Origin of the sequence: Paracoccus sp. C2R09 (genome assembly GCF_018860625.1) — a bacterium.
In the GTDB taxonomy this organism is placed as follows: Bacteria; Pseudomonadota; Alphaproteobacteria; order Rhodobacterales; family Rhodobacteraceae; genus Paracoccus.
Genome location: NZ_JAHKQB010000017.1, coordinates 68959 through 90715, shown reverse-complemented (window position 1 = coordinate 90715; position 21757 = coordinate 68959). Strand labels below are relative to the sequence as shown.

24 protein-coding genes are annotated in these 21757 nt (G+C 63.1%); 8 read left to right on the top strand and 16 right to left on the bottom strand.

The window, feature by feature from the left end:
• Nucleotides 1–13: 13 nt before the first annotated feature.
• The 9 genes from rfbA to hrcA form a co-directional block, all read right to left on the bottom strand.
• Nucleotides 14–886, bottom strand: coding sequence for a glucose-1-phosphate thymidylyltransferase RfbA (gene rfbA / locus KO490_RS06295; protein WP_216018560.1), 873 nt, complete (start codon nt 884–886; stop codon nt 14–16).
• Nucleotides 883–1740 (bottom strand): dTDP-4-dehydrorhamnose reductase, encoded by an 858-nt coding sequence (gene rfbD, locus KO490_RS06290; protein ID WP_216018559.1) that lies wholly within the window; start codon nt 1738–1740, stop codon nt 883–885. The genes rfbA and rfbD overlap by 4 nt, the downstream gene beginning before the upstream one ends.
• The gene (rfbB, locus tag KO490_RS06285) at nt 1740–2777 is read right to left on the bottom strand and encodes a dTDP-glucose 4,6-dehydratase (protein WP_216018558.1); all 1038 of its coding nucleotides are present in this window, start codon (nt 2775–2777) and stop codon (nt 1740–1742) included. Before rfbB ends, rfbD begins: the two co-directional genes overlap by 1 nt.
• Nucleotides 2774–3334: a dTDP-4-dehydrorhamnose 3,5-epimerase gene (gene rfbC / locus KO490_RS06280; RefSeq protein ID WP_216018557.1), complete on the bottom strand. Its 561-nt coding sequence runs from the start codon at nt 3332–3334 to the stop codon at nt 2774–2776. The genes rfbB and rfbC overlap by 4 nt, the downstream gene beginning before the upstream one ends.
• Before the next feature lie 119 nt (nt 3335–3453).
• The gene (fghA, locus tag KO490_RS06275) at nt 3454–4290 is read right to left on the bottom strand and encodes an S-formylglutathione hydrolase (protein WP_252727046.1); all 837 of its coding nucleotides are present in this window, start codon (nt 4288–4290) and stop codon (nt 3454–3456) included.
• A gap of 52 nt (nt 4291–4342) precedes the next feature.
• On the bottom strand, nt 4343–4972 hold the full coding sequence (locus KO490_RS06270; protein ID WP_216018556.1) for an ATP-dependent Clp protease proteolytic subunit: 630 nt from the start codon (nt 4970–4972) through the stop codon (nt 4343–4345).
• Nucleotides 4973–5055: 83 nt separating this feature from the next.
• On the bottom strand, nt 5056–6183 hold the full coding sequence (locus tag KO490_RS06265; protein ID WP_216018555.1) for an S-(hydroxymethyl)glutathione dehydrogenase/class III alcohol dehydrogenase: 1128 nt from the start codon (nt 6181–6183) through the stop codon (nt 5056–5058).
• A gap of 141 nt (nt 6184–6324) precedes the next feature.
• The gene (locus tag KO490_RS06260; protein ID WP_216018554.1) at nt 6325–6852 is read right to left on the bottom strand and encodes a nucleotide exchange factor GrpE; all 528 of its coding nucleotides are present in this window, start codon (nt 6850–6852) and stop codon (nt 6325–6327) included.
• A gap of 7 nt (nt 6853–6859) precedes the next feature.
• Complete coding sequence (gene hrcA, locus KO490_RS06255) at nt 6860–7915, bottom strand: heat-inducible transcriptional repressor HrcA (RefSeq protein ID WP_216018553.1); 1056 nt, start codon at nt 7913–7915, stop codon at nt 6860–6862.
• 72 nt (nt 7916–7987) lie between these two features.
• On the opposite strand from hrcA, the gene rph reads away from it, so the two are divergent.
• Genes rph through KO490_RS06235 form a run of 4 tightly spaced genes read left to right on the top strand, consistent with a single transcriptional unit; the run spans nt 7988 to nt 10841 of the window.
• A complete protein-coding gene (rph, locus tag KO490_RS06250) occupies nt 7988–8701 on the top strand; it encodes a ribonuclease PH (protein WP_216018552.1) in 714 nt (237 codons plus the stop codon).
• Nucleotides 8698–9315 carry an RdgB/HAM1 family non-canonical purine NTP pyrophosphatase gene (rdgB, locus tag KO490_RS06245; RefSeq protein WP_216018551.1) on the top strand — a complete coding sequence of 206 codons (618 nt, stop codon included), beginning with the start codon at nt 8698–8700 and terminating at the stop codon, nt 9313–9315. The genes rph and rdgB overlap by 4 nt, the downstream gene beginning before the upstream one ends.
• Complete coding sequence (gene hemW / locus KO490_RS06240; RefSeq protein WP_252727045.1) at nt 9299–10483, top strand: radical SAM family heme chaperone HemW; 1185 nt, start codon at nt 9299–9301, stop codon at nt 10481–10483. The genes rdgB and hemW overlap by 17 nt, the downstream gene beginning before the upstream one ends.
• Nucleotide 10484: 1 nt before the next feature.
• On the top strand, nt 10485–10841 hold the full coding sequence (locus KO490_RS06235; protein WP_216018550.1) for a YbaN family protein: 357 nt from the start codon (nt 10485–10487) through the stop codon (nt 10839–10841).
• Nucleotides 10842–10884: 43 nt separating this feature from the next.
• On the opposite strand, the gene KO490_RS06230 is transcribed toward KO490_RS06235, so the two are convergent.
• The 7 genes from KO490_RS06230 to hemJ all read right to left on the bottom strand — a co-directional run bounded on the left by KO490_RS06230 (nt 10885) and on the right by hemJ (nt 18144).
• Nucleotides 10885–11778 (bottom strand): ParB/RepB/Spo0J family partition protein, encoded by an 894-nt coding sequence (locus tag KO490_RS06230; RefSeq protein ID WP_216018549.1) that lies wholly within the window; start codon nt 11776–11778, stop codon nt 10885–10887.
• A complete protein-coding gene (locus KO490_RS06225) occupies nt 11778–12563 on the bottom strand; it encodes a ParA family protein (protein ID WP_216018548.1) in 786 nt (261 codons plus the stop codon). Before KO490_RS06225 ends, KO490_RS06230 begins: the two co-directional genes overlap by 1 nt.
• The gene (rsmG, locus tag KO490_RS06220) at nt 12556–13146 is read right to left on the bottom strand and encodes a 16S rRNA (guanine(527)-N(7))-methyltransferase RsmG (RefSeq protein ID WP_216018547.1); all 591 of its coding nucleotides are present in this window, start codon (nt 13144–13146) and stop codon (nt 12556–12558) included. Before rsmG ends, KO490_RS06225 begins: the two co-directional genes overlap by 8 nt.
• Nucleotides 13146–15014, bottom strand: coding sequence for a tRNA uridine-5-carboxymethylaminomethyl(34) synthesis enzyme MnmG (gene mnmG / locus KO490_RS06215; protein WP_252727044.1), 1869 nt, complete (start codon nt 15012–15014; stop codon nt 13146–13148). The genes rsmG and mnmG overlap by 1 nt, the downstream gene beginning before the upstream one ends.
• Nucleotides 15015–15016: 2 nt before the next feature.
• Nucleotides 15017–16285, bottom strand: coding sequence for a tRNA uridine-5-carboxymethylaminomethyl(34) synthesis GTPase MnmE (gene mnmE, locus KO490_RS06210; protein ID WP_216018545.1), 1269 nt, complete (start codon nt 16283–16285; stop codon nt 15017–15019).
• 10 nt (nt 16286–16295) lie between these two features.
• Nucleotides 16296–17567, bottom strand: coding sequence for a transcription termination factor Rho (gene rho, locus KO490_RS06205; protein ID WP_216018544.1), 1272 nt, complete (start codon nt 17565–17567; stop codon nt 16296–16298).
• A gap of 130 nt (nt 17568–17697) precedes the next feature.
• The gene (gene hemJ, locus KO490_RS06200) at nt 17698–18144 is read right to left on the bottom strand and encodes a protoporphyrinogen oxidase HemJ (protein ID WP_216018543.1); all 447 of its coding nucleotides are present in this window, start codon (nt 18142–18144) and stop codon (nt 17698–17700) included.
• A gap of 514 nt (nt 18145–18658) precedes the next feature.
• On the opposite strand from hemJ, the gene KO490_RS06195 reads away from it, so the two are divergent.
• From KO490_RS06195 to KO490_RS06180, 4 genes are read left to right on the top strand one after another with little or no spacing between them, the layout of a single operon-like run.
• On the top strand, nt 18659–19513 hold the full coding sequence (locus tag KO490_RS06195; protein WP_216018542.1) for a shikimate dehydrogenase: 855 nt from the start codon (nt 18659–18661) through the stop codon (nt 19511–19513).
• Complete coding sequence (gene coaE, locus KO490_RS06190; protein WP_216018541.1) at nt 19510–20097, top strand: dephospho-CoA kinase; 588 nt, start codon at nt 19510–19512, stop codon at nt 20095–20097. Before KO490_RS06195 ends, coaE begins: the two co-directional genes overlap by 4 nt.
• On the top strand, nt 20090–20797 hold the full coding sequence (gene dnaQ / locus KO490_RS06185) for a DNA polymerase III subunit epsilon (protein ID WP_216018540.1): 708 nt from the start codon (nt 20090–20092) through the stop codon (nt 20795–20797). Before coaE ends, dnaQ begins: the two co-directional genes overlap by 8 nt.
• 52 nt (nt 20798–20849) lie before the next feature.
• A complete protein-coding gene (locus KO490_RS06180) occupies nt 20850–21743 on the top strand; it encodes a YihY/virulence factor BrkB family protein (protein WP_216018539.1) in 894 nt (297 codons plus the stop codon).
• The last annotated feature ends 14 nt before the right edge of the window (nt 21744–21757 follow it).

Below are 21757 nucleotides of genomic sequence, written 5' to 3'. Positions count from 1 at the left end.
TAAACTGAAGCCTTCAGTCGATCAATTGCAGCAAGTACGCGCCATAGGCGTTCTTGGCAAATTTTTCGGCCCGCGCGCGCAGCTGAACCGGCGTGATCCAGCCTGCATTCAGGGCAATCTCCTCGGGGCAGCCGGTCTGGAGGCCCTGACGGTTTTCCAGGGTCCTGACGAAGTTTCCGGCATCCAGAAGGCTGGCATGGGTTCCGGTATCGAGCCAGGCGAAGCCGCGACCCATGCGCTCCACCCCCAGCATGCCGTCATGGAGATAGCTTTCCAGAAGCGTGGTGATCTCCAGCTCTCCGCGATCCGAGGGCTTCACCCTCCGTGCCCGCTCGGGTGCCGTGCCGTCGAGGAAATAGAGCCCTGTCACCGCATAGTTCGAGGGCGGATCGGCGGGCTTCTCGATGATGGCGCGGGCGCGCATGTCGTCGTCGAAATCCACCACGCCATAGCGTTCGGGGTCGGACACCCGATACCCGAAGACGGTGCCGCCGGTCTCGCGCGCGTCGGCCGCCGCCAGAACCTCGGGCAGGCCATGGCCGAAGAAGATGTTGTCGCCCAGCACCATGGCCGAGGGCGCGCCGTCCAGGAAATCCTCGGCCAGGATATAGGCCTGCGCCAGCCCGTCCGGCGAGGGTTGCACGATCCAGGTGAAGCTGACGCCCCATTGGCTGCCATCGCCCAGAAGGCGCTGGAACTGGTCCTGATCCTCGGGGGTGGTGATGATGGCGATTTCCCGGATGCCGGCCAGCATCAGGACCGTGATCGGATAGTAGATCATCGGCTTGTCATAGATCGGCAGAAGCTGCTTCGAGACGCCCATCGTGATGGGATAGAGGCGCGTGCCCGATCCGCCTGCCAGAATGATGCCCTTGCGGTCGGTCATTGCCCAGTCTCCAGGTCCTTGAGTATCTCTGCCAGCCCCTTGCGCCAATCCGGGCGCGGAATGCCGAAATCGGTGCCGATGCGCGTGCAGTCCAGCCGCGAGTTCAGCGGCCTTCTGGCAGGTGTCGGGTATTCGGCGGTCGGAATGCCCGACACCTCGGGGGTGAGGCCCGCCTGCGCGAAGATCTCGCGGGCGAAGCCTGCCCATGACGTGTCGGGCGCCCCCGCGAAATGATAGAGGCCGCCCTTGGCCGGATCGTCCAGCATCGCGCGGATCATCGCCAGCGCCGCCGCCGCGATGTCGCGCGCGGGCGTCGGGCCGCCGATCTGATCGTCCACGATGGTCAGCCGATCGCGTTCGGCACCCAGACGCAGCATCGTCTTCACGAAATTCGTCCCATGGGCCGAAAAGACCCAGGATGTGCGCATGACGGCCCATTGCCCGCCTGCATCGGCGATCGCGCGTTCACCCGCCAGCTTGGTCGCGCCATAGACGCCCAGGGGCGCGGTCGGCGCGTCCTCGGATCGGGGGGTCCTGCCGCTGCCGTCGAAGACGTAATCGGTCGAGACATGCAGGAAGGGCAGCCCCGATGCGGCGCAGGCCCGTGCCATCGCCGCGGGTGCCTCGGTGTTGATACGATGCGCCGCATCGCGTTCGGCTTCGGCGCGATCGACGGCGGTATGGGCGGCCGCGTTGATCACCGCGCAGGGGGCGGCATCGCGGATCGCACGCGCGCAGCCCTCGGGATCGTTCAGATCGGCCATGTCGCGCCCGAGGAATGTCGCATCGGGGGCAAGCGACATCAGCTCGGTCGCCAGCTGGCCGGTGCGTCCGAAGACCAGAAGCCCCCGCATCAGCCCGTCCCCAGCCGCTTGCCGACGCCGTCCCTGTCCAGGAGGGGCTGCCACCAGTCGCGGTTCTCCAGGTACCACTCGACCGTGCGGCGCAGCCCTTCCTCGACCGTGACCGAGGGCTTCCAGCCCAGCTCGGACCTGATGCGGGTCGGGTCGATCGCATATCGGCGGTCATGGCCCGGACGATCCGTCACGAAGGTGATCAAATCGGCATGGGGCGCGCCTTCGGGATGCAGTTCGTCCATATGGGCGCAGATGGTGCGGACCAGGTCGATATTCGTGACCTCGTTCTCGCCGCCGATATTGTAGCTGCGTCCCAGATCGCCCTTCTCGGCCACCAGAAGCAGCGCATCGGCGTGGTCTTCGACGAACAGCCAGTCGCGGATGTTGCCGCCATCGCCATAGACCGGGATCGGCTGGCCGGACAGGGCCTTCAGGATCACCACCGGGACCAGCTTCTCGGGGAAATGGTAGGGGCCGTAATTGTTCGAGCAGTTGGTCAGGACCACAGGCAGGCCATAGGTCTCGTGCCAGGCTCGGACCAGGTGGTCCGAGCCGGCCTTGCTGGCCGAATAGGGGCTGCGCGGGTCATAGGCCGTGGTCTCGGTGAACTGGCCCGTCTGGCCCAAGGACCCGAACACCTCGTCGGTCGAGATGTGGTGGAAGCGGAAACCTTCGGGACGACCTTCGCGGTCCCAATAGGCGCGCGCGGCCTCCAGCATGTTGAAGGTGCCGATCACGTTCGTCTCGATGAAGGCCGCGGGGCCGTCGATGGACCGGTCCACATGGCTTTCGGCCGCAAGATGCATGACGATGTCGGGACGATGCGTGGCCAGGATCCGGTCCAGCGAACCGCGATCGCGGATATCGGCATGTTCGAAGCAATAGAGATCGCTGCCCGCCGAATCGCCCACATTGCGCAGATCGGCGGCATAGGTCAGCGCGTCCAGGTTCACCACCTGATGACCGCGCGCGACGGCCAGTCGAATGACGGCCGAGCCGATGAAGCCGGCGCCGCCGGTGACGAGGATCTTCATGCGTCGGCCTCATGGGTGAAGGGGGTCCGCCAATCGGCGAAGGCGGGCGCGGCACGATCCTTGTCGGACAGGATCGGCGCATCGACACCCCAGTCGATGCCCAGGCTGTCCCATGCGACGGCGCCGTCGGATGCCGCGTCGTAATGCGCGGTGCATTTGTAGACGATCTCGGTATCGGGCTGCAGGGTGGCGAAACCGTGCAGGAAGCCCGCCGGGATCCACAGCTGCCGCCCGTTCTCGAAGCTCAGCTCGGCCCCGAACCACTGCCCATAGGTCGGGCTGCCGCGCCGCGCATCGACCGCCACGTCGAACAGGCTGCCCCGTCCGCATCGCACCAGCTTGCCCTGCGCATGGGGCGGCGACTGGTAATGCAATCCGCGCACCGTCCCCACCTGGGTCGAAAGCGAATGGTTGTCCTGGACGAATTCCGGCAGATGCACGCCCGCCTTGGCCAGGGTCTCGCGGTTCCAGCTCTCGGAAAAGAAGCCGCGCGCATCGCCGTGACGCCGGGGCGTCAGGATCAGGACATCACGCAGCGGGGTCGTCTCAACTTGCATCGGAACCTCTGAAAACTCACTCTCCGATGTCTAGGCTGCGTGGCCGACGATGTCAGCCCGTTTCCGCGAGACGGCCCCGGTGCGATGCGTCCGGGACCCAGTCCTGAGGGTTCCGGTCTTCAGAGGCCCAGTCGTTCGGCATGCCAGAAGACATGATCCTCGATGAAGCTCTGGACGAACCAGTAGCTGTGATCGAATCCTTCCTGCATGCGGAACATGCCCGGCTGGCGACGCGCGGCCATGGCGTGCGACAGGCTCTCGGGCATCAGCAGGTCGAGGAACTGATCCGCCGTCCCCTGGTCGATCAGCACGTCGCCGTCAAAGCCGCGATCACGCATCAGCAGGCTGGCATCATGCGCGGCCCAGCTCGATTCGTCATCGCCCAGATAGGCCGCAAGCTGCTTGCGCCCCCAGTCGGAACGGGTCGGATTGGCGATGGGCGCAAGGGCCGACACGCTGCGGAAGCGGTCGGGCAGCGTCATCGCGATCGTCAGCGCGCCATGCCCGCCCATCGAATGCCCGGTGATCCCCATGGCGCCCGGATCCAGCGGCATCTGCGCCGTCAGCAGGTCCGGCAATTCGGTCGCGACGTAATCCCACATGCGGTAATGCTGCGCCCAAGGGGCCTCGGTCGCATTCACGTAAAAACCCGCGCCCTGCCCCAGATCGTAGGCGTCGTCATCGGCCACCCCCTCGCCCCGGGGCGAGGTGTCGGGAAAGACCAGCGCGATGCCCGCCTCGTCGGCATGGGCCTGGGCCGCGGACTTGATCATCGCGTTCTCATGCGTGCAGGTCAGGCCCGACAGGTACCACAGCACGGGGACGGAACCGTATCGCGCGGCTTCCGGCAGGAACACCCCGAAGGTCATGTCCGTCCCGGTCGAGGTCGAGCGATGGCGATAGACGCCCTGGGTGCCGCCGAAGCAGCGGTGTTCGGAAAGCGTTTCGATGGTCATGGGAATCCTGCGCCCGAAAGGGAAAGGGCGGGTCCAAGACCCGCCCCGTTTTTCACTTCAGCTCGTCGATGCTGCTGATAACCTTGCCCAGAAGCCCGTAATCGAGGGCCTCCTGCGTGTTCAGCCAGAAGTCGCGATGCGTGTCCTTCTCGATCCGTTCCATCGGCTGGCCGGTCGCATCGGCGAAGATCTGGTTCAGACGGTCGCGCATCAGGCGAACCTGTTCCGCCTGGATCATCATGTCCGAGGACGTGCCGCCGATCCCGCCCGAGGGCTGGTGGATCAGGAAGCGCGTGTTGGGCAGGCAGAAGCGGTTTTCCTTTTCCGCGCCCACGAAGATCAGCGCGCCGGCGCTGGCGACCCAGCCCGACCCGATGGTGCGCACGGTCGGACGGATGAACTTGATCACGTCATGGATCATGTCGCCCGATTCCACGTGCCCGCCGGGCGAGGAGATCAGCATGTTGATCGGCTCGTCGCTTTCCTCGGCCAGGGCCAGAAGATGCGCGACGGTGCGCTGAGCCAGCTTGTCGTTGATCGCACCGGCGACGATCACCGTGCGCGACTTGAAGTACAGCTTGGCGATCTTGTCGCCTTCCGGAAGGCCAAGGCCCTTGTCGCCGTCTTCACGGCGGTCGTCTTCCTCGTGATCGTCGTCGTCATCCAGCCACTGGTGGCGCATGGCCTCATCCTTCTTGTTCTGTCGCAAGGGCGGAACGCCACAGGTGCGCGCCCCGCCCCTTTTACCTAAGCAGCCGTGTCGGATCAGTAAAGAACGACCGAGCGGATCGATTCACCGCCATGCATCAGATCGAAGCCCTTGTTGATGTCGTCCAGCGGCATGGTGTGGGTGATCATGGGGTCGATCTCGATCTTGCCGTCCATGTACCAGTCCACGATCCGCGGCACGTCGGTGCGGCCGCGCGCACCGCCGAAGGCCGTGCCCTTCCAGACGCGCCCGGTGACCAGCTGGAACGGACGGGTGCTGATCTCGGCGCCGGCGGGGGCGACGCCGATGATGATCGACTGTCCCCAGCCGCGATGGGTGCATTCCAGCGCGTCGCGCATCACCTTGACGTTGCCCGTCGCGTCGAAGCTGTAATCGGCCCCCCCGATCTGATCCAAGGGCGTCTTCGTCAGGTTCACGATCTCTTGGACGACATTGTCGACCTTGGTCGGGTTGACGAAATGCGTCATGCCAAAGCGGGTGGCCATTTCCTGGCGGTCGTCGTTCAGGTCCACGCCGATGATCATGTCCGCGCCCGCCATCCGCAGGCCTTGGATTACGTTCAGCCCGATCCCGCCCAGCCCGAAGACCACAGCCTTGGCTCCGATCTCGACCTTGGCGGTGTTGATGACCGCGCCGATGCCGGTGGTGACGCCGCAGCCGATATAGCAGATCTTGTCGAAGGGCGCGTCCTCGCGGACCTTGGCGACCGCGATCTCGGGCAGGACCGTGTGGTTGGCGAAGGTGGAACAGCCCATGTAGTGGTGGATCGGCGTGCCATCCAACATGCGGAAACGCGTGGTCCCGTCGGGCATCAGCCCCTGCCCCTGCGTCGCGCGGATCGCGGTGCACAGGTTCGTCTTGCCCGACAGGCAGGATGCGCATTCGCGACATTCGGGGGTATAGAGCGGGATCACGTGATCGCCGGGCTGGACCGAGGTGACGCCCTCGCCCACCTCCAGCACGATGCCCGCACCCTCATGGCCCAGGATCGCGGGAAAGATGCCTTCGGGATCGGCCCCCGAACGGGTGAATTCGTCGGTATGGCACAGGCCGGTGGCCTTGATCTCGATCAGGACCTCGCCTGCCTTGGGGCCGTCCAGTTCGACCTCCATGACTTCAAGCGGCTTGCCGGCCTCGAGGGCCACTGCGGCGCGGGTTCTCATCGCGATACTCCTTCAGAAACCTGCCCCTTGGGGGCCTTGCGTCATGCCATCATGCCCGCGCGTCGCGGAAGCTTCCACCACCGACACGCGATGGGGCGGATGCGACATGAAAACGCCGCCCCGAAGGGCGGCGAGATCGGATCAGCCTGCCGGGGTCGAACTGACACCCACCTTGGCGGGTCGCAGCAGGCGTTCATGAAGGCGGAAGCCGTTATCCATGACCTGGATGATCTCTCCGGCGGTGGTGTTGGGGACCGGGGCCTCGAACATCGCCTCGTGGAAGGTCGGATCGAACTTCTCGCCCAGTTCGGGCCGCAGGACGGTGATGCCATGCTTCGAGAAGACGCTTTCCAGCTCTCGCAGGGTCAGCTCGACCCCTTCCAGCAACGCCGAGGCGGCCTCGCGCTGTTCGTCGGTCGCCGCATCCAGCGCGCGGGTCAGCGCGTCATGGACGGGCAGCAGGTCGCGGGCCAGACGCGAGCCGCCATATTGTTCGGCGTCGCGGCGTTCCCGGTCCGCGCGCTTGCGCGAGTTCTCGGCATCGGCCAGGGCACGCATCCACTTGTCGCGCAACTCGTCACGCTCGGTGGTCAGGGCCTCCAGCGCGTCGTCCTGGGCCAGCGGATCCTGCAGCGTTTCGTCGATCGGCTGTTCGTTCTGCTCGGTCATCTTCAACTCATCCTTTCCGGCCGGACAGCACCCGCCCGACCAGTTGCGCGGTGTAATCGACGATCGGGACGATGCGGCCGTAATTCAACCGCGTCGGACCGATGACGCCGACCGCGCCTACAATCTTCCGGTCGGCATTCATATAGGGTGAAACCACCAGAGCGGAACCCGAAAGTGAAAAAAGCTTGTTCTCGGAGCCGATGAAGATGCGGACCCCCTCGCCATCCTCGGCCAGCTCCAGGAACTCGGCGATGTCGCGCTTGCGTTCCAGGTCGTCGAACAGCACCCGGACCCGGTCCAGATCGTCGGCCTCGCTGTCCAGAAGATGCGACCTGCCCCGCACGATCAGGCGCGGATCGGCGGTTTCCGCACCCCACAGCGCGATGCCCGACTGCACCAGTTCGGCGGCCATCACGTCCAGTTCCTGGCGTCGCGCGGCGATCTGCCGGACCAGGTGCGTGCGCAGTTCGGCCAGGGTCTTGCCCTCGGCCATGGCGTTGAGGAAGTTCCCCGCCTCGCGCATGGATGACGGCGTCTGGCCGGGCGGGGGCGTGAAGATGCGGTTCTCCACATGCCCGTCGGCGAAGACCAGCACCACCAGCGCACGATCAGGCCCAAGGCTCACGAACTCGATATGCTTGATCGGGGCCTCGTGCTTGGGCATCAGGATCAGCGACGCCCCCCGCGTGATCGAGGACAGCGCCGTGCTGACCCGGTCCAGCAGCACGCCCGTTTCCGGATCGTCGTTCCCAAGCGTCTGATCGATCGTCGCACGGTCGCCGGGATCGACCTTGTCGACCTCCATCATCCCGTCGACGAACAGCCGCAGGCCCAGCTGCGACGGCAGGCGCCCGGCCGAGACATGCGGACTGTCCAGCAGCCCGAGGAATTCCAGATCCTGCATGACGTTGCGGACCGTGGCGGCCGACACCCGTTCCGACAGCGCCCGTGTCAACGTGCGCGATCCGACGGGCTCGCCCGTTTCCAGATAGGATTCGACCACGCGGCGAAACACTTCGCGCGATCTGTCGTTCAGCTCGTTAAGCAGCGATTCCTGGCTCATCTGCCTCGTGGGGTTGCGTGTCGTTGCCCTCGGGCGGTATTGGGCACCAACTCTCGGAAAAAAGGATGACCCATGCGCCCCTCTGGCCGGAATCTAAGCCAAATGCGTCCGATTTCAATTGAAACCGGCATCACGAAGCACGCGGAAGGATCCTGCCTGATCCGCTGCGGCGATACGCATGTCCTGTGCACCGCCACGATCGAGGATCACCCCCCGCGTTTCCTGAAAGGAACGGGCCTGGGCTGGGTGACCGCCGAATACGGCATGCTGCCCCGCGCCACCAATTCGCGCAATCGGCGCGAAGCTGCAACCGGGAAACAGTCCGGCCGCACGCAGGAAATCCAACGACTTATCGGACGCAGCCTGCGCGCAGGCGTCGATCGCAGCGCGCTTGGCGAACGCCAGATCACCATCGATTGCGACGTGATCCAGGCCGATGGCGGAACGCGATGCGCGTCCATCACCGGCGGCTGGGTGGCCCTGCGCCTTGCGGTGAACAAGCTGCTGAAGGCCGGCACGATCAGCAGCGACCCCATCGTCGATCACGTCGCTGCCGTCAGCTGCGGGATCTATGCCGGTCAGCCGGTGCTGGACCTGGACTATGCCGAGGACAGCGAAGCGGGCACGGACGGCAATTTCGTCCTGACCGGCGCGGGCCGCCTGATCGAGGTGCAGATGTCGGCCGAAGGCGCGACCTTCTCGCGCGATGAGATGACGCAGCTTCTGGACCTGTCCGAAGCCGGCATGGCCGAGCTGGTCGCCGCCCAGAAGGCCGCCATCGCATGAGAGCCTTCACCGAGGACCGCCTGCTGATAGCCACGCATAATGCGGGCAAGCTGGCCGAGATGCGCGAGCTGCTGTCGCCCTTCGGGGTGACGGTGGTCGGCGGCGCCGAGATGGGCCTGCCCGAGCCGGAAGAGACAGAGGAGACCTTCGTCGGCAATGCGCGGATCAAGGCGCATGCGGCGGCGAAGGCCACCGGCCTGCCCGCCCTGTCCGACGACAGCGGCATCTGTGTCGATGCGCTGGACGGCCAGCCGGGCGTCCATACCGCCGACTGGGCCGAGACCGGCAACGGTCGCGATTTCCGCATGGCGATGGAGCGCGTCCGGTCCGAGATCCAGTCCAGGGCCACCCCCGCCCCCCATGGCGCGCAGTTCCGCTGCACGCTGGTCCTTGCCTGGCCCGACGGCCATGACGAGGTGTTCGAGGGCGTGCTGCACGGTCAGGTCGTCTGGCCGCCGCGCGGGGCCGAAGGGCATGGCTACGATCCCATCTTCCAGCCCGAAGGACAGGATCTGACCATGGCCGAGATGACCTCGGCCCAGAAGAACGCGATCAGCCATCGCGGACGCGCCGTGGCGCAATTGATCGAGGGTCCCTTTGCTTCCCGCAAATGACACCATCACCGCCGGCGAGGATTGGCGCGCCGGCGGCTTCGGGCTCTATGTCCATTGGCCCTTCTGTGCGGCCAAATGCCCCTATTGCGACTTCAACAGCCATGTCGTGGCGCAGGTCGATCAGACGCGTTGGGCGCAGGCGCTGTCGTCCGAGATCGCGCGGCTGGCCGCAGAGACGCCGGGCCGCCATCTGCGCAGCATCTTCTTCGGCGGCGGAACGCCGTCGCTGATGCTGCCGGAAACGGTCGATGCGGTGATCCGTGCGGCGCGTGCTGGCTGGGGCTTTTCCAACGATATCGAGATCTCGCTGGAGGCGAACCCGACCAGCGTGGAACGCGGTCGCTTCGAAGGCTTTGCCCAGGCTGGCGTGAACCGCTTGTCGATGGGTATTCAGGCGATGAACGACGACGATCTGCGCCGCCTTGGACGGATGCATTCCGTGGCCGAGGCGCAGGCCGCATTCGATGTCGCGCGCGATGCCTTTCCCCGCGTCAGCTTCGACCTGATCTATGCCCGCCAGGGCCAATCACGGCAGGCCTGGCGGCAGGAACTGCAACAGGCGCTGTCGATGGCCGTGGACCACCTGTCGCTCTATCAGCTGACGATCGAGCCTGGCACCGCATTCGGGGCCCGCGCCGACGCGGGCAAGCTGCGCGATCTGCCCGATGACGACCTGTCTGCCGACATGTATGCCGACACGCAAGAGATCTGCGACGCCGCGGGAATGTCCGGCTATGAAATTTCGAACCACGCGCGACCGGGGTCCGAAAGCCGCCACAATCTGGTCTATTGGCGGCAGGGCGACTGGGCCGCGGTCGGTCCCGGGGCACATGGCCGCATGACCCTGCCGCAGGGCCGCGTCGCGACCGAGGCGCATCGCGTCCCCGGAGAATGGCTGAACGCGGTCGAGACCGCCGGAACGGGCGAGCTGCCGCGCGCGTTCATTCCCCGATCCGAACAGGCCACGGAATATCTTCTGATGTCGATGCGACTTGCCGAGGGGCTGGACGAGGCCCGATTTGCCGCCCTTGCAGGTCAATCGCTGGACGAAGGCAGCATCGGGAACCTCCAGGATCTGGGCATGGTGACGCGTTCCGACGGCCGCATCCGTGCGACAGCAGACGGACGCCCCGTATTGAACGCGATCCTCAGGGAACTGGCGATCTGAGATGCGTCAGAGATTGTGGCTGGGCATCGGATGGCTTTTCACGCTGCTTGCGGTGATCGGGATCGCCCTGCCCGTTCTGCCGACCGTTCCCTTTCTGCTGGTCGCGGCATGGGCCTTTGCCCGTTCGTCACCCGCATTGGAACAGCGCATCCTGAACCATCCGAAATACGGGCCACCTGTTCGGGCGTGGCAGCAACGGGGGGCCGTCAGTCGAATTGCCAAGATCTGGGCAATTACGGCGATGTGCTTTGGCGTGGGACTCTCGGCAGCAGTCGGAATGCCCCTATGGGTCGTGGCCGTGCAGGCGCTGATCGCAATTTCCGTAGGCGCATTCCTGATAACGCGACCCGAAGAATAACACAGCATCGGGTGGGCGAAGCCACGCCCGCCCCCAGGTGTCGTCAGCTTCCCAAGATCTGGCAGAGCTTATCGAGCTGATCGAGATCCTTGTAGCTGATCGTGATCTGACCGCCCTTCGACCCACCGTGATTGATCGAGACCTTCATGCGCAAATGCGCCCCCAGGTCCGATTCCAACGCACGCGTATCGGCATCCTTCTCGGGCTTGCCGCGCGGTTCTTTCGCCTTGTCACCCTGATCCTGCGCCAGCTTGCGGACCAGCTCTTCCGTTTCGCGAACCGAAAGCCCCTTCTCGATCACCTTCTTGGCAAGGGTGAGGGGATCCGCCGCGGTGATCAACGCACGCGCATGACCCGCGCTGAGTTGTCCATCCTTGACGAATTCCTGCACTTGGGGCGGAAGGTTCAGCAGTCGCAGAAGGTTGGCGATATGGCTGCGGCTCTTGTTCAGAGCCTCGGCCAGCCGTTCCTGCGTGTGACCGAAACGGTCCATCAGTTGACGGAACGAAGCGGCTTCTTCGATCGAGTTGAGGTCGGCGCGTTGAATGTTCTCGATGATCGCAACCTCGAGAACCTCGTTGTCCGAGAATTCGCGAATGATGACCGGCAGTTCATGCAGCTGCGCCATCTGGGCAGCGCGCCAGCGACGCTCGCCGGCCACGATCTGAAAAAGCTCGGCATCCTTGGGATGCGGGCGAACGATCAATGGCTGCAGAACGCCGCGCGACCTGAGAGATTCGGCCAGTTCCTTGAGCGTTTCGGGATCGAACGCCCGGCGGGGCTGATCCGGGTTCGCGGTGATCTGTTCGATCGGTATCAGCGTCCGGTTCTTGGGCGCCGAAGCCTGCTCTGGCGGTGCGGCAGCAACGTCGATATCCGCCATCAGCGCCGAAAGGCCCCGCCCCAAACCTCGTTTCGCAAGCTTGTTCTCGGCCATCAGGCTATCTCCGGGACCAGTTTCAGACGCGCAAGGAACTCGGCCGCGAACTGACGATACGCGGCACTGCCCTTCGAATTCGGATCATACGCCAGAACCGGCTGCGCGAAAGAGGGAGCTTCCGAAACGCGGACATTTCGCGGGATAACCGTCGGGTACACAAGTTCCCCGAGCGTTTGACGGGCATCCGCCTCCACCTGCTGCGAAAGCTTGTTGCGATTGTCGGACATCGTCAACAAAACGCCGTTGATCCGCAGCTTGGGATTTGCGGTTTCTCGGACCTGGCGGAAGGTTCCCAACAGTTGGGTCAGCCCCTCCAAGGCATAGAACTCCGCCTGAAGCGGGATCAGGATACCCGTCGCCGCGACCATGGCATTGAGGGTCAGAAGGCCGAGTGTCGGCGGGCAATCGATCAAGATGATCGAGCCTTCCGGTGCCTTCGAAAGCTGCGCATCCAGGCGCCTGATGCGATCCGAATGCTGCGAAAAATCGACATCCGCAGAAGAAAGATCCGAGGTCGCTGGCACCAGCATAAGGTCGTGAATATCTGTCGGTTGAAGGATCGATTCCAGATCCGCCTCGCCGGTCAGCAGGTCGTATACGGTCTTCTCGCGCTGTTCGGTATCGATCCCGAGCCCGGTCGAAGCATTTCCCTGGGGGTCGAGGTCAATGAGAATCGTCCTATGCCCGGCCTCGGCCAATGCAGCAGCGAGATTCACCGCCGTCGTCGTCTTACCGACCCCGCCCTTTTGGTTGGCGATTGCGATGACATGCGTCTCAGGCATGGGAAACCTCGGATATTTTGAGTATTGCAGCGTCGCTTCCCGTAATACTTGGGATCGGTTCGACCGAAAAGCGCCAATCCTTCTTTGCAAGCTCTACTTCTTCGCGCCAGTTCCGGCCCTTCATGAAATAGGCCGTACCCCCAGATTTGAGATGCCTAGCTGAAAATGCCAAAAGATCCGCAAGCGGTGCCAAGGCCCGCGCTGAGGCTACTTCGGCATTCTGCGGCTCAACAGCTTCGATCCGCGATGCGATAACTGTCGTATTCTTCAGTTCAAGCTCGCGTATGACGGTGCGAAGAAACGCACCTTTGCGCTGATCGCTTTCGATCAATTTGAATTGGTAGCTGTCGGCGGGAAGAGCACATGCCAGTACGATCCCAGGAAACCCTCCCCCACTTCCGAAATCGACCCACGTGCCGTGACCCGGTTCGGTAGCATGAGCCAGCTGCAGACTATCGGCGATGTGGCGATGTTCAAGTTCGGACAGCGTAGAGCCCGCAATGAGATTGATGCGCGGGTTCCACTTCCGAACCAAGGCGGCATATAGCTGAAGACGCTCCTCTGTTTCACGTGAAACATCCATCAGGCGCGTTTCCGTTCTGATATCTTGCTGGCGGCAAGTAGGATGGTCAGGGCAGCTGGCGTCATCCCCTCGATCTTCGCGGCCTCGGCCATTGTTTTGGGGCGGTTGTCATCAAGCTTCCGGACCAATTCCCCCGACAAGCCCCCGATCTCCGCATAATTCAGATCCGCCGCCAATGCGACACTTGCACTATCGCGAAGCGCCGCTGCGTCCTTCGACTGACGTTCCGTGTATTGGATGTAAAGCGCATCATTCCGCAGCTGCTGAACAGTTGTGGGGTGTATGTCCGCGAACTCTTCGAAGGCATCGAACAGCGCGGATTGGTCCAGATCCGAAAGACCCAGAAGCTCGAACAGGCTTCTCTTCTGCCCATCCTGGCGTACCTGAAAGCCCTTAGACTTCAATTCAGTGGGCGTGACCTTCCGCTCGCTCAACCGCGCGCGCGCCGCGAGGTAGGCATTCTGGCGCGCATGGAACGCCTGGCCTCTTGCGTCTCCGACACAGCCGATCTGGATACCGAGTACCGTCAACCGCTGATCAGCGTTATCGGCACGAAGCGTCAGACGAAATTCGGCCCGAGAGGTGAACATTCGATACGGCTCGGTGACGCCCCGGGTTGTCAGATCGTCGATCATGACACCGATGTAGCTTTCAGCGCGGCTGAAGATAACAGGCTCTTGCCCTTGTGCCAAACGGGCCGCGTTAATCCCTGCAACCAGTCCCTGTGCAGCAGCTTCTTCGTACCCCGTAGTTCCATTAATTTGACCCGCAAAGTAAATTCCCTTTGCCGATCGAACCTTTAATGTCGCATCGAGCGCACGCGGGTCGACATAATCGTACTCCACAGCATAACCTGGCTGAAGAATCTTGACGTTCTCCAACCCACGCATCGTTCGGACATATGCTTCCTGAACATCTTCGGGCAATGAGGTCGATATCCCGTTCGGATAGACCGTAAAGTCATCCAACCCTTCGGGTTCCAAGAAGACCTGATGGGAATCCTTATCGGCAAACCGAACAACCTTGTCCTCGATCGAGGGGCAATATCTTGGACCACGCCCGGAAATATGCCCGCCATACATGGCTGACCGTGTAAGGTTGGACACGATAATCTGATGGGTCGCGGTATTCGTATGGGTAATACCACAGGAAATCTGGGCAGCCTCGGGGGCTGTGCTCAAATAAGAAAACAGCACAGGCTCATCATCACCAGGCTGCTTTTCAAGCAAGTCCCAGTCGATTGTGCGACCATCCAGCCGCGGAGGGGTCCCAGTCTTTAACCGGCCAATCGGAAGATCGAACGCCGCCAACGCCGCTGCCAGTCCGTTCGATGCCTTGTCCCCCCAACGACCGGCTTGGCGCGATACGTCGCCAATATGGATCGTACCGTTGAGGAATGTCCCCGTCGTCAGCACGACAGCCTTCGATGACAGATGTGTTCCATCCCCCAGAACCACGCCGCTAATCACGGACTGATCTCGGATAAAATCGGTTACTTCGGCAAATAGAAGCTCGAGATTCTCATAATTCTGGGCGATTTCTCTTGCCGTCTTTCGATAGATGGCGCGGTCCATCTGGGCACGGGGCCCCTGAACAGCCGGGCCTTTCCGCCGATTCAGCAGGCGAAACTGGATGCCAGCCTTGTCCGCAATGCGCCCCATCACACCATCAAGGGCGTCAACCTCTCGCACCAGATGCCCTTTGCCCAACCCACCGATCGCCGGATTGCAAGACAGGGTTCCGATATCTTCCGGTCTCATCGTGACAAGGCAGGTTCTTGCCCCCATCCGCGCGGATGCCGTCGCGGCTTCGAGCCCAGCATGCCCGCCGCCAACCACGACGACATCGTAATGTTTCACGTGAAGCATTCCTATTTTCCGATGCAGAACGAGGAGAAGATCAGATCAAGATAGTCCTCCGCATCGATTCGACCAAGAAGCCGATCCAACGCAGAGTTCGAAACTCGCAAGGATTCGCTGACGAGCTCAACCGGCAGCTCTCGGACATCCGCCAAGGCATCGAATGCAGTTATCAACTCGGTCCTTTGGCGTTCGTGACTCACGATCCCTGCGGATGCAGTCTGATCGGTCAACTTCTCTTGGATCAGTGCCAGAAGATCATCGACCCCCTGCCCGGTCTCGGATGAGACCGGCAACGATGTCCCGGCTTCAGCTCTCAGATCGGCGCGGCTGGCCACGACGATATCACCCGACTGGTACAAATCCGGAACGCGCTGTCCTTCATCCGACATGTGAACGCGAAGGTCGGCGTTCCTAGCCCTTTCGCGGGCTCGGTCAATGCCGATGCTTTCAATCGCGTCCCGTGATTCCCGTAGACCGGCAGTATCCAGCATCGTGACTGCAAGCCCCCCCAGATCCATGCGAACCTCAATGACATCGCGTGTCGTTCCCGCGATGTCCGATACGATTGCCACATCCCTTTTTGATAACCTATTGATAAGGGAAGATTTTCCTGAATTTGGCGGCCCCACGATCGCCACTTCGAATCCTTCCCGGATACGTTCGGCGGCGGAGAACCCGTCGATCTGATGTTTCAATTCCCCCCGTAGGGTTTCGATCAGCTCGAACGCCCTCTCCGGCACATCGTCCGGAACCTCTTCATCCGCAAAATCCACGCTGACCTCGACCAAGGCACCCGCCTCGATCAGCCAGGCACGCCAGGTTTCCGCCTTCTGCGCAAGCTCGCCAGATGCCGCGCGCAGGGCTAGCTTTCGCTGTGCTTCGGTCTCGGCCGCCAGAAGGTCGCCAAGTCCCTCGATCTCGGCCAGATCCATGCGGCCATTGAGGAACGCACGACGCGTGAACTCGCCCGCATCCGCCGGACGGATGCCAAGATCCAGCAGCGCCCGAACTGTCCGACGAACCACCACCGGGGCGCCGTGCAGCTGCAGTTCGGCAACTTCTTCGCCCGTGAAACTGCTGCCGGCAGCGAACCAGATTGCCAATACCTGGTCGATATTTTCACCCCGGTCGACCAGATTGCGAAAATAGGCGTGCCGCGCCTTGGGCATCGGGCCCACCATGCGTTCGGCAATCGCGCGTGCGCCATCGCCGCTGATGCGGATGACGGAAACGCCCCCCCGCCCAGGCGGGGTGGCTTCTGCGAAGATCAGGTCCATGCTTGCCTCGTCAGGCGTTCATCGAGTCGAAGAACTCGGAGTTGGTCTTGGTCTGTTTCAGTTTCGAGATCAGGAATTCGATCGCGTCGGTCGTGCCCATCGGGTTCAGGATCCGGCGCAACAGGTAAGTCTTCTGCAGATCCTTGCTGTCGACCAGCAGTTCTTCCTTGCGCGTCCCGGATTTCAGGATGTCCATCGCCGGGAAGACACGCTTGTCCGCCACCTTGCGATCCAGGACGATCTCGCTGTTGCCGGTGCCCTTGAACTCTTCGAAGATGACTTCGTCCATGCGCGAACCGGTATCGATCAGCGCGGTTGCGATGATGGTCAGCGAACCGCCTTCTTCGATATTGCGGGCTGCACCGAAGAAGCGTTTCGGGCGCTGCAGTGCATTCGCATCGACACCACCGGTCAGCACCTTGCCCGAGCTCGGCACCACGGTATTGAACGCCCTACCAAGTCTTGTGATTGAATCCAGCAGGATCACAACATCTCGTTTATGCTCGACCAGGCGCTTGGCTTTCTCGATCACCATCTCGGACACTGCCACGTGACGGCTGGCCGGTTCGTCGAATGTCGAGGACACGACCTCGCCGCGCACCGAGCGCTGCATGTCGGTGACTTCCTCGGGGCGTTCGTCGATCAGGAGGACGATCAGATAGCATTCGGGGTGATTCTTCTCGATCGAATGCGCGATGTTCTGCAGCAGGACCGTCTTACCGGTCCGCGGCGGTGCCACGATCAGCGAACGCTGGCCCTTCCCGATAGGGGCGACCAGGTCGATGATGCGCGCGCTGCGATCCTTGATCGTCGGATCCTCGATTTCCATGTTCAGCCGGTCGTTGGGATAGAGCGGCGTCAGGTTGTCGAAGGCGACCTTGTGGCGCGCCTTCTCGGGGCTCTCGAAATTGATCCGCTCGACCTTGGTCAGGGCGAAATAGCGCTCGTTCTCTCCGGGGGCGCGGATCACGCCCTCGACGGTGTCGCCGGTGCGCAGCGAATGCTGACGGATCATGTCGGGGCTGACATAGATGTCGTCCGGACCGGGAAGATAGTTCGCCTCGGTCGAACGCAGGAAGCCGAAGCCGTCCTGGACGACCTCCAGGACACCCTCGCCGCCGATATCCCAGCCCTCCTCGGCATGCTCCTTCAGGATCGAGAACATCATCTCGCCCTTGCGCATGGTCGAGGCGTTCTCGATCTCCCATTCCTCGGCCATGGACAGCAGGTCGGCCGGGCTCTTGGCTTTCAGATCGGACAGGTTGAGACGTTCTTCGGTCATATCGGCATGCATCCCGCGGGCCAGCCGGCATCATCGGCGGCGTATCAGTCGTGTATCGGAGATTCCCGCACCGGACGGCCGGGGTTGGGTGGCAGATACGTTTCCCTGCCCCACGAGTCAATCTTTTCGCTCAGAACTTCACGATCACCGAGCTGACGATGACGACCATCAGCAGGGTCGGAACCTCGTTCATCATCCGGTATCGGCGGCCGGTTCCCGCACTGCCCTGCGCCAGCATCCGCCTTTCGCGGGCGCACCACATGTGAAACCAGGTCATCGCGATGACGGCAGCGGCCTTGGTCCACGGCCATATCATTGAAAACGATACGATTCCCGGTGTCATCACCAGGCACAGCCCGCTGATCCAGGTGGCGATCATGGCCGGGTTCATGATCAGCCTCAGAAGCTTCTCTTCCATGATCACGAAGCTTGCGACGGGTTCCTTGCCGATGCGGTCGCGCTCTGCGTGATAGACGAAAAGCCTCGGCAGATAGAACAGCCCGGCCATCCAGCTGATGACCGCCATGACGTGGAACGCCTTCGTCCAGGGATAGATCAGACCGAGCCAGTCGAGCATGCGAACCTCCGATCCCTCTCACTTAAATAAAGAAGAGTAAGAAAGGAATGATGTTGAAGTAGGGCCTGTGGATAGGGGGAAATGACCCTTTTTCGCGACTCGTTCCCCAGATTCGCATGGCTGTGGATAACGCTGTGCAATCTGTGTGTGAGAAACGAAAAGGCATTTGTAAACAATAACTCACGATGTGGATAACTTTGCGGATAATGCCAAGGCCGCCGATTCGCCCACAGCGGGGTTATCCCGGGGGTGTTTTCGGTCCACCTGTGGAAAAGCGCCTCTCGTTCCGGCTGCGTTCCAAGGCCTGAATCTTGCGAATCAGCAGGGGCTGCGATTCGCCCTCGTGATTCGACCCGATTCCCCCAAAAACTTGTCCACACCACCCTGCGGACAGATGCGCCGCTTTCGCCACAGCGGGCGAATCATCGCCCCGTCGCGGCTTTTTTCCGCGCCCCGCAACGCATAGGCTGGCTGTGCAGAACTCCTGTGCAGAACTCATGCGATCCAAGGCCCGATGACCGAAGAAACAGCCCCCACCCAGATCAAGCACGCCCCCCTTGCGGGGGTGATCGGGATGCCCATCGCGCATTCCCGTTCGCCAAGGCTCCATGGCTATTGGCTGGAACGCTATGGTCTGGCGGGTCACTATGTGCCGATCCCGGTCATGCCCGAACACCTGGCCGAGGTGCTGCGCATGATGCCGCGGATGGGATTCGTGGGGGCTAATGTCACGATCCCCCACAAGGAGGCGGTGCTGACCCTGGCCGATACCGTCACCGACCGCGCGGCCCTGATCGGGGCGGCGAACACGCTGATCTTCCGTCCCGACGGCAAGATCCATGCCGACAACACCGACGGTTACGGCTTCATCGCCAATCTGCGCCAGCATGCGCCCGACTGGGATCCGGCGGGCGGTCCTGCCGCGGTGATCGGGGCAGGCGGTGCCGCGCGCGCGGTCGTCGCATCCCTGCTGGACAGCGGCGTGACCGAGCTTCGGATCGCGAACCGCACCAAGCTGCGGGCAGAGCAGATCAAGGCGGAATTCGGGGCACGGCTGGTGGTCTATGACTGGGCGCAGGTCGGCAACATGCTGGACGGGGCCACGACGGTGGTGAATGCGACCTCGCTCGGGATGGATGGCAAGCAGCCGCTACGCATTCCGCTTGACGCGCTGTCGCCCGCGGCGCTGGCGACCGATCTGGTCTATACCCCGCTGATGACACCCTTCCTGACCGAGGCGGCGTCCCGAGGCTGCCGCATCGTGGACGGGCTGGGGATGCTGCTGCATCAGGCGGCCCCCGGCTTCGAACGCTGGTTCGGCCACCGCCCCGAGGTCGACGAGGCGACGCGACAGCTGATCCTCGGATGACCTATCTTCTGGGCCTGACGGGCAGCATCGGCATGGGGAAATCCACCACCGCCCGGATCTTTGCCGATATGGGCCATCCGGTCTGGGATGCCGATGCCGCGGTGCATGGTCTGTATGGCCCGGACGGCGCGGCAGTGGACCCCGTGGGCCGCATCTTCCCGGATGCCATCCGCGACCGCGCGGTGGACCGACAGGCCCTGAAACGCATCATCGCAGGTGACGATACCGCGCTGCCAAGGCTTGAGGCGGTGGTGCATCCCCTCGTGGCAGCCGATCGGCGGGCCTTCGTCGCGGCCCATGCGGATGCGCCGCTGATCGTTTTGGACATTCCGCTGCTGTTCGAAAGCGCGGCCCCGCCCGACCTGGACGGGATCGCGGTGGTGACCACGGATGCGGCCACGCAGCGGCGTCGGGTCCTTGCGCGGCCCGGCATGACCGAGGAAAGTTTCGCGATGATCCTTGCACGTCAGCTTCCCGACGCCGATAAGCGCGCCCGCGCGGATTTCATCATCCCGTCGGACAGCCTGGAAACCGCGCGCGCCGCCGTGCAACAGATCGTCGAAAAGGTGACAGCCGATGCGTGAGATCGTCCTCGATACCGAAACCACGGGCTTCGATGCCGAAGGTGCCGACCGCATCGTCGAGATCGGGGCGCTGGAGCTGCTGAACCACCTGCCGACGGGCAAGACCTTCCATGTCTACATCAATCCGGAACGCTCGATGCCGAAGGAGGCCTTCGACGTTCACGGCCTGGGCGACGAATTCCTGGCAGGGCAGCCCAAATTCGCCGAGATCGCCCAGGGCTTCGTCGATTTCATTGGCCCCGATTCCAAGCTGGTGATCCACAATGCCAGCTTCGACATGAAATTCCTTAATGCCGAGCTTCGCCGCGCGGGGCATGCGGTCCTGCCCTGGGCGCGTGCGCTGGATACGCTGGCGATGGCGCGGGAACGGTTCCCCGGCTCTCCGGCGACGCTGGATGCGCTCTGCCGTCGGTTCGGCGTGGACAATTCGGGGCGCGAACTTCACGGCGCGCTTCTGGACAGCGAATTGCTGGCCGAGGTCTATCTGGAACTGATCGGGGGCCGGCAGCCCGACCTGGTCCTGGCAGGGCCGGCCAGGGATCGCGACGACAGCCAGTCCGAGGGCGGCGTCATGCGCAGCCGTGCGCAGCGCCCCCGCCCGCTTCCCTCGCGCCTGTCCGAGGCCGAGGCCGCCGCCCATGCCGAATTCACGGCGTCCCTGGGCGAGGATTCCCTCTGGGCGCGGATGTCGCGGGGCTGAGCCTTGCCTTGAAGGTCCCCTGCCCGCATGCTGGGCGGGTAACGGAGGTCGCATGCTGGAACGTCTTCGCGATTTCGGAACCTTCCTCGGCGCCATCCTGGAACGGATGGACAAGACGCATATGACGCTGATCGCGGCCGGGGTCGCGTTCTATTCCATGTTCGCGGTCTTTCCGGGCCTTGCCGCCATCATCGCATTGTGGAGCCTGTGGTTCGATCCCGATGTCGTGCTGACCTATCTCGAGGTCGCGCATGAATTCCTGCCCTCGGGGGCGGCGACGCTGGTGGACGATCAGGTCATGTCGCTGACGGCCAACGGGCGCACATCCGTGGGCTGGACGTCCTTCCTGTCCTTCATGATCGCCACCATCGCGGCGCGGGCGGGCGTGGACGCGCTGATCCGGGGGCTCAACGCCGCTTACGGCGTCAGGGCGCATCCGACGATCTTCGGCTTCGTGCTGGCCTATGCGCTGACGCTGGTGATCGTGGGGATCTCTCTGGCAGGGCTTGCGACCATCGTCATCGTGCCGGTGGTACTGAACTTCTTCGTCTTCGCACCCTTCCGCTCGATGCTGCTGACCTACCTGCCCTGGGCCGGGATGTTCCTGCTGGTGATCCTGACCATCGGCATCCTCTATCGCTATGGGCCGAACGTGAAGACGCCGCGCACGCCGATCTTCACCTGGGGCGCCCTTTTCGCGGCACTGTTGTGGTCGGCGGGGTCGATGGCCTTCTCCAGCTACCTGGGCAGCTTCAACAGCTACAACCGGATCTACGGCTCTATCGGGACGGTGGTGGCGCTGCTGATGTGGTTCTACGTCGCGGGTTTCTCGGTGCTGCTGGGGGCGCTGATCAATGTCGAGCTGGCCCGCAGGCGGCGCCTGCGGGCCGTGAGGGCCGCGAAGGAGGAGTTCATGGAACTGGCCAAGGATGACGCGGCGGGCTGACCCGCCGCGATCGG